Source organism: Novisyntrophococcus fermenticellae, assembly GCF_018866245.1.
GTDB lineage: Bacteria > Bacillota > Clostridia > Lachnospirales > Lachnospiraceae > Novisyntrophococcus > Novisyntrophococcus fermenticellae.
Genome location: NZ_CP076458.1, coordinates 2836715 through 2849507 on the forward strand (window position 1 = coordinate 2836715; position 12793 = coordinate 2849507).

Consider the following 12793-nt stretch of genomic DNA (forward strand, 5'->3'; position numbering starts at 1 on the left):
AAATCTCCTCTTTAGTATTTTATTTTATTATAACAGCCTAACCTTAAATCTATATTACAATTCTTATGTTTCTATTGATTTTTTTCCAAAAGCCATGGTAAAAAGACAGGTTACGACCAAAAAGAGTAGAAAGATATATCCCCAACTTTTTAAGGGCATCCAATTCCAGACATATAGAATTCCCAATTTTACTCTGTCATTCAGATTTATACTGTGTTCAAACTGGTGCTTTGTATTATAAAAAATAACTTTTATAAAGAAAGCAGCGATTCCACCTATAATTCCTCCCAGAAGAGAGGAACATAAAGAAACTTTACATCTGCATAAATAATATCTTTGGGAATTCATGCCCAAAGAAGATAAGATGCCTACTTCTTTTCTTTTAAATCCTTGTGTTATTTTTTTGCTACAGTAAATAATGGATATCATTGCAATACATAGTATATCAGCCAAAATCCATATACTAATTTCTTTAATATAATCAGAGTTATAACGGCTCTTAATTTCCAAGTCATTAAACGGCTTATTCCCGAGCTGCTTCATCTCCTCCATTGTTTGGGAATAATTAATATGTTTTGATACAAAAGCATCCAAATATCCAAAAGACTCCTTTGTTTTTGAGTCCAGGCTTTCGCATAACCCATAGCTTCCTATAACTGATAGCGGTCTGGGGATGTTTCTTCTATCCTCCCTTTTATTAAAATTATATAGAATTCCCCCAACTTCCACTTCGTTTATTTCTTCTCCTTCTATCCTGAGCTTATCACCGGCCTTTAAAGTATTTTCATGATACCTGCCTTTTTCGTTTGTATAAAAATACTCCCCGGATTTCAAATCAAAATCGGGCACATAGACCAGTACCATCTCACCTTTATCAAACTTTTCTTTATTAAAATAATTATTCTTTATCCCTTTTGTGTAATAGTGATATGCTTCACTATCCGGTTCAATTCCAACAACAAATACCTGAGGTTCTGACACCCCTGCAAACTGCTGCCAATAATGTTCTTGCAGTTCCTTCACATATTTGCTTCTCTCTATTCCTTCCCAACTGGCGTAAAGATAATTATTACTTTTAAATGCTTCTACCTTATCTATTCCATATACTTTTTTTACCTGTTCGTAGATATTATCACTTACACTGTCTGATAAAGGATAGTAGCTGTACAATATACTCCATCGAAAGTCAGGATTTTGCTGTTCAACCGCACTTAATAAAGCCTTTTTTTCATCCACCTGGAGAATACTGAAAAAAAGAACAAATAAAATCAAAAACGAATATTTCCAATTCCATTCTGTCTGGCCAAGCATTCTGTCCACATATGATTTTTTTACCTTTCTCCTTTTTCTCCGCAGTTCCTTTTTGTTTCTGGAAATACCCTTTGCCTGTATGAAAATACCCAATGCATCAGATGCCAAGAGTCCAAGCAGTACAGCCATTTCACTGAGCAGTAACCCCCCGGCGGGAATTTCCACCTGTATAGTGTCATTTCCCAAATAGGTCACCCCACTATACACGATACCGGTCACAATAATTCCAATCAGGGTTCCAACACACAAGGCAATCACATTTGCAATAACAATTTCCTTAAACAACAAAACGTTAATTGCCCTCATGTGCTTCCCGAGTTTATGGAATATCTTCCATGTGTCTCTTTGTTCGTTCATATAATTCATAAATAAGATACAAGACACAAGCATAAAGCTCAGAAGACTTCCGCCAAACACAAGCCCCCTTTGGAGCAGCTTTATGGTTAATTGATGACCGGATTCTTTTCCGAGTTCATAATAGGTATAATTATTGGTCAGTACAATGGCAGAATTCCCTTTTACTTGTAAAATTTCTTTATTCGTATTCAGGTATTTCTTTTTTAGTCTGTAAATAAAGTTTCCTGTGCCTTCATACCCGGCCACATCATCTTCATGATTTATAAAAAAGGACACATAATCTCTTTTATCCGGAGTTGTGCCTTTCAGTTTTGTAGAATAGTCCTGAACAATACCGACCAGCTTATACTTATAGTTTACAATCTCAGAGCCTTTCTCTGAAGTTACTCTGATTGGAAGATATATAGCATCCCCCAATCCAGCCGTGATATCTCTGGCCTTGAGAGATAAGCGCTCAATGGCAATCTCCCCCTCTTTCTCGGGAAACCTTCCTTCCAGAATGCTTATATTCTCCATATCTCTGGTTTTTAAATCCGCTGTTCCTATCTTACCTAAATCCTTATTCTCCTTGTCCAAGACCATCCCATATGTATAGCTGATTCCAAATTTCTCTACTGTAGCATGATTTTTCAATCCGTTCACAGTATCCGTGTCCGCGTCTATCACTGCAACATGCCAGTTTCCATATTGTTTTTCTCTGTCAGCTTCCTCCGTTCGGTCGAAACAGGCAAAAGCAATTCTTAAGACTGCAATCAGGAAATAGGCAAGTATCATAACGCTTATCAAAAGATACCATGATTTTTTTCTTCTTTTGAAAATCAATTTCATGAGTTTATTCATAGGTTTTCAATACCCTTATCGTAGTCTTCCACAATCCTTCCATCCTGCATTTTCAATATCCTGTAGGCACTCTGCAATAATTCCAGATTATGTGTGACCATCAGAATTGTCTGCTGATATCGTACATTACAGTAATTTAAGAGTTCCATAATCTCTTCGCCGGTTCTCATATCCAGATTTCCGGTGGGTTCATCCGCAAAAATAATGGCCGGTCGTGTGGCAAGAGCCCTTACAATTGCCATACATTGCTGTTCACCGCCTGATAGTTCTTCCGGAAAACGGTCTTTTTTATCATAGAGATATGTGACCTTTAAAAGCTCGTCAATATATTCCATATCCGGAGTCCGGTCATCCAGGTAAAAAGGAACGCATACATTTTCCATCAGATTAAATTCTGGAATCAACTCAAAATTCTGGAAGACAAAGCCTACCTTTCTTCTCCTCATCGTACAGCGATTTTTCTCCTTCATCTTCGTAATATCATCTCCGTCCAGAATCACACGCCCTTCCTCCGGCTTCAATAGGCCCGCACATATTTTAAGAAGTGTAGACTTTCCCGAACCACTTCTGCCAATAATCGATGTGAAACTGCCTTTTTCTATGTCCAGACTCACCTTATTCACCGCATGTACCTGTGCCCGGTCCTTTCCATATGTCTTCGTAACTTCATTCAACTGTAAAACTTTCACTCAATGCTCCTCCCTCTTCTGTATTCCAATATGTACCTTCTCCATGCAGCCGCGGCAGATAGACAGAAAAAGTAACTCCTCCTTCTCTGTTGTTTTTCACGCTGATTTTACCGAAATGCGCTTCTGTCACCTGCTTCGCAATCGCCAGGCCGAGACCGCTGCTGCTGTCATTCTGGCGGTAGCTGGATGTAAACCGGTCAAAGATATGTTCAATATTTTCTTCTTCAATCCCCCTCCCATGATCTGTCACTGCAATGTTTAAACCAAAACGCCCGATCTGATATATAATACCGACGGCCTCTCCCCGCTCAGAATATTCAATACAGTTTTTTACCAGATTTTCCACTGCTTCCTTCATCCAATAGTCATCATAATAAAACGTAGAACTTCCTTTTACCTGGCTGTGTAATTCCACCTGCTTTCGTTCATAGATGGCCTCGAACTCCTCTGAAATTTCTTCTGCCAGTTCCCAAATGTCATGGGGACCTATCTCCATCTTTCTTTTACCGCAATTCAGCATCCCAACCTTCAGCATCATCGAGATTTGCAGCACCATCTTATCCACCTGCGTAATGGCCTTATCAAGACTTATCTGAATAAACTCCTTCGCAAAGTTCATCTTTTCCATGTGCATCCGCATAATCGTAAGCGGGGTCTTTAACTGATGTGAAATATCCTCCACAAAGGCAATCGTTTTTTTCCTTTCCTGCTCTAATCTTTCTTCCTCCTGTAAGTCCTGCCTCTTATGTTCCTGCAAGGCATAAATCAATTCCCTGGTTTCAGATGGTGCTATCCTGACTACATTCTGCTCATACTCGATTTTATTTAAATTTGAAATCCATCTGGCTGTGGCCTTTAAAAACTTTTCCCATCCGCGGAAGTATAAGGCTATACTGCTAAAAATCATGAGTAAGATAACGGCTATTCCCAGAAAGTAGCTGAGAAAGGTTCTTCCAATGGATGTATAAATGAAAGAAACCCCACTTTGCCCATAACCGGAATTATGTAATATCAAAAGTCCCTGATCATAATTTTGGTCTGAGATATTGCCGGAGAGAAATATATCTATTTTTTCTTTGGGGATTTCGGATTCGTCAGACACGACACCCAGCAGACTAATAATCTGATTCGTGTAAGTACTGCGAAGGTGCAGCATTCCGATAACTGATGTGAAAATAAAAAGAAAAGATGCTATAACCGATAAAATCAAAATTCTATTACGCCCACTGGTTTTCTTCATCGTACACCTCGAAATTCATCATAATGATGTGACCTTTTGACCCTACTGCCATCATAATATGATTATAGCAAGTATTTCCAGTGTATGGTATACTTCATTTATTATATAACATATGGGTATTGTGAGAATTCCCCAGGACGTACAAACTTCCGGCAGAAAAATATCTGCCGGAAGTTCGTTCTTTTACTTTAAGTTAATATTTAAATTTTTTACTGAAATAAGTGTCCAGTTCTTCAATCCTGATTCTTTCCTGTTCCATCGAATCACGGTCACGGACAGTGACTGCTCCATCCGTTTCAGAATCAAAATCATAGGTCACACAGAAGGGTGTTCCAATCTCATCCTGACGGCGGTAGCGCTTACCGATATTGCCTCTGTCATCAAACTCACAGTTGTAGGTTTTGGAAAGCTTATCAAAGACTTTCAGGGCTCCTTCATTCAACTTTTTCGACAGTGGAAGAACCCCGATTTTTACTGGTGCCAGTACCGGGTGGAAGTGCATCACCGTACGTACATCGTTCTTTTCCGCATCCAGAACCTCTTCGTCATAAGCGCTGCAGAGGAAAGCCAAAACCATGCGGTCTGCACCAAGGGACGGTTCAATTACATAGGGGACATATTTCTCGTTCTTTACGTCATCAAAGTACGACATATCCTGCCCGGAAACATTCTGATGCTGCGTAAGGTCATAATCCGTCCGGTCCGCAATTCCCCACAGTTCTCCCCATCCGAATGGGAATAAAAACTCAACATCCGTAGTCGCTTTACTGTAAAAGCTCAGCTCTTCCTGCTCATGGTCACGGTAACGAACCTCTTCATCATTCAATCCCAGTTCATGCAGCCAGTCCAGGCAAAATTGCTTCCAATAGGCAAACCATTCCAGGTCTGTATCCGGTTCGCAGAAGAATTCCAGCTCCATCTGTTCGAACTCACGCGTACGGAAAGTGAAATTTCCGGGTGTAATTTCATTACGGAAGGACTTACCGACTTGCCCGATGCCAAAGGGAATCTTTTTTCTGGAAGTCCTCTGTACATTTTTAAAGTTTACAAAGATACCCTGTGCAGTCTCCGGGCGCAGGTAAACTGTATTCTTTGCATCTTCGGTAACACCCTGAAATGTCTTGAACATCAGATTAAACTGGCGGATATCTGTAAAATCATGCTTGCCGCAGGTAGGGCACGGAATCTGGTGTTGATCAATAAAGCTTTTCATAGCCTCCTGCGTCCAGGAATCCACGCTTCCCCCTTCAATCTCCATCCCCTTTTCCGCACAATAATCCTCGATGATCTTATCAGCACGAAAACGCTCATGACAGGCCTTACAGTCCATCAGCGGATCGGAAAATCCGCCCAGATGCCCGGATGCAACCCAGGTCTGTGGATTCATCAGGATCGCACAGTCAACACCAACATTATACGGATTCTCTATGATGAATTTTTTCCACCATGCCTTTTTAACGTTATTCTTCAGCTCTACGCCAAGCGGACCATAATCCCAGGTATTGGCAAGACCGCCATAAATCTCGGAACCGGGATAAACAAATCCTCTTGACTTCGCAAGAGCAACAATTTTGTCCATTGTCTTTTCCATTCTTATATCTGCTCCTTCACTTATTTATATATAAGATATACCAGGGAATCCGTAGTAATACGTTCAGCCCCTTCGTCTTTTTCATCTGCAATCTTTGCTTTTCTCTTCCCTGTGATTTCAGCATTCTTACTGACGTAGAGGATATCTCCGCTCACCTGTACATCTACAGGTTCTTCCAGAATCACCACATGCCATTCATCACCATGGGCAAGAATCGTAGCTGCCGCAGCTGTATCTCCATTATTATCCACAAACTCTGTATTAAAGTCAAACCCTTTGCTTTTGGCCTCTTTTAAAGTACCATAGAACAATGTAGTCTTATGATAAGCGGCATAATCAACATAAGAGGCATAGGCAATCTCAATTCTTATAACCCCATCTTTCATCTCACAGGATTTTAAATCTATATTGCCGGATTTCGTATTTTGATTATATTCTTCTATATCCTCTTCCACAAAAGAACGCAGCTCTTCAACGGAATAATCGTTCTTTTCGCCGTCTCCAACTATAGCTTCTCTTACGGCACCTTTAGCGCTGACAGTAATCGTGTCATCCTTTACATCGGCCAAACTGCCGCAGCCGCAGAGCATCAGTGTTATAGTCAGAAGCACAGACAGACGGATCTTCCTGTATATTTTCATCGAATCCTCCATCGGATACAGCTTTTATCTGTTGCGGTAGATAATATCGTCTCTTCCGGGACCGTTTGAAACCATCGTGATTGGAAATCCTATCTGTTTCTCTATAAATTCCACGTATTTCCGGCAATTTTCAGGCAGCTCTTCATAGTTTTTGATTCCACGAATATCCGATTTCCAGCCCGGAAGTACCTTCAGTATCGGTTTTGCCTTCTCAAGCTGCGTAGTGGTCGGGAATTCGGTTGTAATCTTCCCATCAATTTCATAACCCACACAGACAGGAATCTCCTCAAGATATCCCAGTACGTCTAATACTGTAAATGCCACCTGCGTAGTGCCCTGAAGTCTGCATCCGTATTTAGAAGCCACACAGTCATACCATCCCATACGTCTCGGACGTCCGGTGGTAGCTCCATATTCGCCGCCATCCCCGCCGCGGCGTCTCAGTTCATCTGCCTCTTCACCGAATATCTCGGAAACAAATGCCCCTGCACCCACCGCACTTGAGTAAGCTTTGCTTACCGTTACGATTTCTTTAATTTCATATGGGGGTACACCTGCACCGATTGCACCATATGCAGCCAGCGTGGAGGAGGATGTTACCATTGGATAGATTCCATGATCTGTATCCTTCAATGTTCCCAGCTGTCCCTCCAGAAGAATCTGTTTTCCTTCCTTTATTGCATTCCAAAGAAAGAGCGATGTGTCGCATACAAATGGCTCCACCATCTTTTTATATTCCATCAGTTCTTTAAATATCTCTTCCGTATCAAGTACCGGCTTATGATACAGGTGCTCCAGCAGTACATTTTTCACAGTACACACACTCTTTAACTTTTCCTTAAGTGCAGCTTCATCAAACAGCTCCTGAACCTGAAATCCGGTTTTCGCATATTTGTCTGAATAAAACGGAGCAATACCGGATTTCGTCGAGCCAAAAGATTTGCCGGCAAGACGCTCTTCTTCATATTGATCAAATAAAATATGATAAGGCATCACCATCTGTGCCCGGTCGGAAACCAGAAGTTTTGGCATTGGTACACCTTTGGATACAACATCCTGTAACTCCTTAAACAGAACAGGAATATTCAGCGCAACGCCATTTCCGATAATACTCGTGGTATGGTTGTAGAAAACACCTGATGGCAGGGTATGCAATGCAAACTTACCATAGTTATTTACAATTGTGTGTCCGGCATTCGCACCGCCCTGGAAACGGACGATAATATCAGCCTCTTCAGCCAGCATATCCGTAATCTTTCCTTTGCCCTCATCTCCCCAGTTTGCTCCTACAATTGCCTTAATCATATAAAAATCCTCCTATTATCTGTAGACCTCAATACTAGTATAGCCAATCATAAATACCTTTCTGCTTCAGTGAGGTATTTAATGTCGCCTATACTAGTATACAGCAGATTTAAGATAAGTGAAACTTATTATTACTAATAAACTTCACTTATCTTATTAACTGATATAATAGATTATACGTGAATCTCTGCTTTTATTCCCAGCAAGTCCTTATTTTCTTCCAGCAACGGCTGAATTATATTTTTAAGAAATGCATCCACCTGTACCGCAGACCGTCCGGTATATTTGGCCGGATCCATGGTTGCTTCCAGATCCTCTCTTGTTAAGTTGAACATCGGATCGGCTGCGATAAGATCGAGCAGATCATTGTCACGTCCCTCTTCCTTCACATGCTTTCCCGCAATCATAGACAGCTCACGGATACGCTCATGAAGTTCCTGGCGGTCACCGCCGGCCTTTACCGCATCCATCATAATATTCTCTGTCGCCATGAATGGCAGTTCAGACATCAGACGCTTCTCGATAACCTTCGGATAAACTACAAGACCATCCACCACGTTCAGGCAGAGATCCAGAATGCCGTCGACAGCCAGAAAACCTTCCGGAATGCTGAGACGCTTATTTGCAGAATCGTCCAGTGTTCTTTCAAACCACTGGGTTGCGGACGTGATTGCCGGATTCAGCGCATCGACCATCACATAACGGGACAGAGAGGCAATGCGCTCACTGCGCATGGGATTCCTCTTATATGCCATGGCAGAGGAGCCTATCTGACTCTTTTCAAAGGGTTCTTCCACTTCTTTCAGATGCTGGAGCAGGCGGATATCATTAGAAAATTTATGAGCACTGGCTGCTATGCCCGCCAAAATATTCAGCACTCTTGTATCCACTTTTCTGGAATAGGTCTGCCCGGATACCGCATAGCAGGCCGGAAATCCCATCTTTTCCGCAATCATAGGGTCAATCTTATCGATAGTCTCCTGATCCTGGTCAAATAATTCCAGGAAGCTAGCTTGTGTTCCCGTAGTTCCCTTGCTTCCAAGCAGCTTCAAAGTACTTTGTACATATTCGAGATCTTCCAGATCCATACAGAATTCCTGCATCCACAAGGTAGCCCGTTTTCCCACTGTAGTGGGCTGTGCCGGCTGAAAATGTGTAAAAGCAAGTGTCGGCTGTGCCTTGTATGCCTCAGCAAACTTTGCCAGCTCTGCGATTACGTTCACCAATTTTTTCTTTACCAGCTTTAAGGCTTCATTCATCACAATAATGTCTGTATTGTCACCAACATAACAGCTTGTGGCACCCAGATGGATAATGCCTTTCGCCTTAGGGGCCTGTACCCCATAAGCATAGACATGAGACATTACGTCATGACGCACCTCTTTTTCCCGCGCCCTTGCCACATCATAGTTAATCTCATCCTGGTATTGTTTCAGCTCATCAATCTGTTCCTGGGTAATCGGCAGTCCCAGTTCTTTTTCCGTCTCAGCCAGTGCAATCCACAATTTTCTCCAGGTCTTGAATTTCATATCCTGTGAAAATACGTACTGCATTTCTTTGCTTGCATAACGCTCGGATAAAGGACTTGTATATCTATCAGTTTGGCTCATAATTCGTCTCCTTATGCAAGGCCCAAACGTTTAAATACTTCGTTATAAGCCTCTTCTACGTTCCCCATGTCCCTGCGAAAACGGTCCTTATCCAGCTTTTCGTTGGTATCCACGTCCCACAGACGGCAGGTATCCGGTGAAATCTCATCTGCCAGGATAATCGTTCCATCAGACAGACGGCCAAATTCGATTTTAAAATCTATCAGCTTCATACCTGCATTCAGGAAATATGCTTTTAAGAATTCATTGATTTTTTTTGTATATCCTTTTATGGTGTCAATCTCTTTCTGAGTAGCCAGACCAAGAGCCAGCGCGTAGTCATCATTAATGAACGGATCACCGAGATCATCATCCTTGTAACTGAACTCCAGTATCGGGCAGAGTAATTCTCTTCCTTCCTCTACTCCCATCCGCTTGGAGAAGCTTCCCGCTGCCACATTGCGTACAATTACTTCCAGCGGAACGATGCTCACTTTCTTAACAGCTGTCTCGCGGTCACTTAACTCTTCGACCAGGTGTGTCGGAATGCCTTCCTTTTCCAGTTTTCCAAAGACATAGTTAGACATACGGTTATTGATGACACCTTTTCCCATAATGGTTCCTTTTTTCTCCCCATTGAAGGCAGTTGCATCATCTTTGTAGTCTACAATAACTATTTCCGGATTCTCGGTTGCAAATACTTTTTTTGCCTTTCCTTCGTAAAGCTGCTCTTTTTTCTCCATGAGTCTGACACCTTTCTTATAGTAAAAGTAGTAAAATGCATCGCTATCATTATATTCTAAGATTTTGTGAAAAGCAAGTCTCAATCCTGCCGGATTTTCCCAAGGAATGACTGCATTCTTGCATTATCTGATGAAAAAACCTGTTCAGGAGTCCCTTCCTCCACGATTACCCCGTTCTCCATAAAAATGATGTGATTTGCCACGTTTCTCGCAAACTCCATCTCATGGGTTACGATTACCATAGTCATGTGTTCTGCTGCCAGCTCCCTGATAACCTTCAAAATCTCACCAGTCAGTTCAGGGTCTAACGCAGAAGTCGGTTCGTCGAAGAATAGTATCCTAGGGTTCATGGCCAGCGCACGTGCAATGGATACGCGCTGCTGCTGACCACCTGACAGCTGATAAGGATAGGCATTGGCTTTATCGGAGAGACCCATTTTGGCAAGCAGTTCCACTGCCTGCTTTTTTGCCTCTTCTTTTTTGCGTTTCTGTACCCGCACAGGTGCATCCATGATATTTTTCAGTACACTGTAGTGGGGGAATAAATTGAAATTCTGGAAGACCAGGCCGTAATATTGCTGCAGTTTTTTTAAATCGGCCGTTTTTGCATAAACTGCGTGCCCATCCACGCTTTTCACCGCCTGCTCTCCAAGATAGAAAAGCTCCCCGTCGTCCATCTCCTCCAGCATCGTGGCACATCTTAGTAATGTGGATTTCCCCGAACCTGAGGGCCCGATAATTGCCGTGACCTGCCCCTCCAGGACTTGAAGGGAAATGTCATGCAAAACCTCCAGTCCGTCAAATTGCTTTTTTATATGCTTCATTTCAAGATAATTCATCTGTAAATTCCTCCTGCATAGACTATATCTGCTCCAGTACAGCGTCTAGCGATAATAGCTGAGTTTCTTCTCCAGCTTTTCCATGATATATGCCACCAGAAAATTGAATACATAGTAAAATACTCCTGCTGAAACATATGGTATTACACTGGACATACTGGCTGCCAGAGCCTTTGCGTTGGTGAACATCTCCGCCACTGCAATAACAAAAGCAAGAGATGTATCCTTAACTAAGGTAATAACCTCATTTGTAACAGAGGGCAAAATTCTCTTAATCACCTGCGGAAGAATGATGAAAAAAAAGGTCTGTGCCCGATTGTAGCCCAACAGTTTTGCAGCTTCATACTGCCCCACCGGCATAGATTCTATACCGCTGCGGTAAATCTCCGCAAAATAGGCAGCATAATTCAGTACAAAGGCAATACAGACTGCCATGTATCGGTAGCTGGAACTGATGTTAATCTGAAAGATATAAAACGGTCCAAAATACACCAGCATCAGCTGCAGCATCAGTGGTGTTCCGCGCATGATGGAAATATATATCTTTGTGATGGTGCGGATGACAGAATTTCTGGCCATCCTTCCAAATGCGATAACAAGGCCAAGAGGCAGAGAAAACAGCAGTGTTACGCCAAAAATCCAGAAAGAGGTCAGCATTCCTGACCCCAGTTTGGATATTAAAAGTTCAAAATTAATATTCATATTATCTCCTGCAATCGTTACGATTCAAACCATTCAGAACCAGACAGTACTTATTTTCCAATGGTCGTAATATCTTTTCCAAACCACTTCTCGGAAATTTTTGCTGCCGTTTGATCCGCTGCAGTTTCTTCCAGTGCTTTCTGGACTTTATCTCGGAGCTCCGTATTATCCTTCCGGAAACCAACCCCGTACTGCTCCGCCGCAATGGGCTCAGCCAGGATTTCAAAGTTCTTTCCCGTCTTTTGAATCTGATAGCTGGCCACGACATTATCCATAGCGATGGCATCCACCGCCCCGGATTCCAGATCCATCATAGCGGTCAGATAATCTGCTACTGTCAGCAGCTGACCAAAGGAAGTGCTCAATTCCTGATTATCCTTTAATGCGGCTTCTGCGCTTGAGTCCGCCTGAACTTCTACAATCTTACCTTCCAAATCCTTCGTCGCACTAATCCCGGAATCCTTCCTTACAACAAATACCTGATCGTTTTCCATATAGGCATCCGTCCACGCATAGGCGTCTTCACGTCCATTTATTGTAAATCCGTTCCAGATGCAGTCAATGGTTCCAGATTTCAGCTCCATATCCTTGGAATCCCAGGAAATCGGCTGATATTTGATTTCCATTCCAAGACGCTTTGCCACTTCTGCAGCCAGTTCCAGGTCAAAACCTGTAAATTCTCCGTCATCCCCGACAAATCCCATCGGAGGGAAATCCTGATCAAATCCCACCGTGAATGTTCCGTCTTCTGCAGAGCCTGTTTCCGAAGCAGATTTACTCTCTGATTCTTTTGATGATGCCTCCGGCTTGCTCTTTCCTGAATTATCTGATTCCTTGCCGCAGCCCACAAAAGCCGTCACCATGGCACAGGCCAGAAATATACTTAAAGCTTTCTTTTTCATATGATAATATCCTCCACGATTTCATCAATTTATCAATGAGTTAC

Annotated in this window: 11 protein-coding genes; all 11 read right to left on the reverse strand. The window is 42.3% G+C overall.

Annotated features, from left to right (window positions below):
- Positions 1-63: 63 nt before the first annotated feature.
- The 11 genes from KNL20_RS13135 to KNL20_RS13185 all read right to left on the reverse strand — a co-directional run bounded on the left by KNL20_RS13135 (position 64) and on the right by KNL20_RS13185 (position 12749).
- Positions 64-2508 carry a hypothetical protein gene (locus tag KNL20_RS13135; protein ID WP_230398182.1) on the reverse strand — a complete coding sequence of 815 codons (2445 nt, stop codon included), beginning with the start codon at positions 2506-2508 and terminating at the stop codon, positions 64-66.
- Positions 2505-3197: an ABC transporter ATP-binding protein gene (locus KNL20_RS13140; RefSeq protein WP_230398183.1), complete on the reverse strand. Its 693-nt coding sequence runs from the start codon at positions 3195-3197 to the stop codon at positions 2505-2507. The genes KNL20_RS13135 and KNL20_RS13140 overlap by 4 nt, the downstream gene beginning before the upstream one ends.
- Positions 3175-4437 (reverse strand): sensor histidine kinase, encoded by a 1263-nt coding sequence (locus KNL20_RS13145; RefSeq protein WP_230398184.1) that lies wholly within the window; start codon positions 4435-4437, stop codon positions 3175-3177. The genes KNL20_RS13140 and KNL20_RS13145 overlap by 23 nt, the downstream gene beginning before the upstream one ends.
- Before the next feature lie 193 nt (positions 4438-4630).
- On the reverse strand, positions 4631-6028 hold the full coding sequence (locus KNL20_RS13150; protein ID WP_230398185.1) for a glycine--tRNA ligase: 1398 nt from the start codon (positions 6026-6028) through the stop codon (positions 4631-4633).
- A 20-nt stretch (positions 6029-6048) separates the two neighbouring features.
- On the reverse strand, positions 6049-6669 hold the full coding sequence (locus KNL20_RS13155; protein WP_230398186.1) for a hypothetical protein: 621 nt from the start codon (positions 6667-6669) through the stop codon (positions 6049-6051).
- Between the two features lie 24 nt (positions 6670-6693).
- Positions 6694-7974 (reverse strand): adenylosuccinate synthase, encoded by a 1281-nt coding sequence (locus tag KNL20_RS13160; RefSeq protein ID WP_230398187.1) that lies wholly within the window; start codon positions 7972-7974, stop codon positions 6694-6696.
- 173 nt (positions 7975-8147) lie between these two features.
- Positions 8148-9584 carry an adenylosuccinate lyase gene (gene purB, locus KNL20_RS13165; RefSeq protein WP_230398188.1) on the reverse strand — a complete coding sequence of 479 codons (1437 nt, stop codon included), beginning with the start codon at positions 9582-9584 and terminating at the stop codon, positions 8148-8150.
- 11 nt (positions 9585-9595) lie between these two features.
- Positions 9596-10306 carry a phosphoribosylaminoimidazolesuccinocarboxamide synthase gene (purC, locus tag KNL20_RS13170; RefSeq protein ID WP_230398189.1) on the reverse strand — a complete coding sequence of 237 codons (711 nt, stop codon included), beginning with the start codon at positions 10304-10306 and terminating at the stop codon, positions 9596-9598.
- A gap of 80 nt (positions 10307-10386) precedes the next feature.
- Positions 10387-11145, reverse strand: coding sequence for an amino acid ABC transporter ATP-binding protein (locus KNL20_RS13175; RefSeq protein ID WP_230398190.1), 759 nt, complete (start codon positions 11143-11145; stop codon positions 10387-10389).
- A gap of 45 nt (positions 11146-11190) precedes the next feature.
- Complete coding sequence (locus KNL20_RS13180) at positions 11191-11847, reverse strand: amino acid ABC transporter permease (protein WP_331468192.1); 657 nt, start codon at positions 11845-11847, stop codon at positions 11191-11193.
- Positions 11848-11897: 50 nt separating this feature from the next.
- A complete protein-coding gene (locus KNL20_RS13185; RefSeq protein WP_230398191.1) occupies positions 11898-12749 on the reverse strand; it encodes an amino acid ABC transporter substrate-binding protein in 852 nt (283 codons plus the stop codon).
- Positions 12750-12793 lie beyond the last annotated feature (44 nt).

Coding starts and splice junctions, on each gene's coding strand:
- KNL20_RS13150 (WP_230398185.1), bottom strand. CDS start 6,028: ATGGAAAAGACAATGGACAAAATTGTTGCTCTTGCGAAGTCAAGAGGA.
- KNL20_RS13175 (WP_230398190.1), bottom strand. CDS start 11,145: ATGAATTATCTTGAAATGAAGCATATAAAAAAGCAATTTGACGGACTG.
- KNL20_RS13155 (WP_230398186.1), bottom strand. CDS start 6,669: ATGAAAATATACAGGAAGATCCGTCTGTCTGTGCTTCTGACTATAACA.
- KNL20_RS13185 (WP_230398191.1), bottom strand. CDS start 12,749: ATGAAAAAGAAAGCTTTAAGTATATTTCTGGCCTGTGCCATGGTGACG.
- KNL20_RS13145 (WP_230398184.1), bottom strand. CDS start 4,437: ATGAAGAAAACCAGTGGGCGTAATAGAATTTTGATTTTATCGGTTATA.
- KNL20_RS13160 (WP_230398187.1), bottom strand. CDS start 7,974: ATGATTAAGGCAATTGTAGGAGCAAACTGGGGAGATGAGGGCAAAGGA.
- purC (WP_230398189.1), bottom strand. CDS start 10,306: ATGGAGAAAAAAGAGCAGCTTTACGAAGGAAAGGCAAAAAAAGTATTT.
- KNL20_RS13135 (WP_230398182.1), bottom strand. CDS start 2,508: ATGAATAAACTCATGAAATTGATTTTCAAAAGAAGAAAAAAATCATGG.
- purB (WP_230398188.1), bottom strand. CDS start 9,584: ATGAGCCAAACTGATAGATATACAAGTCCTTTATCCGAGCGTTATGCA.
- KNL20_RS13180 (WP_331468192.1), bottom strand. CDS start 11,847: ATGAATATTAATTTTGAACTTTTAATATCCAAACTGGGGTCAGGAATG.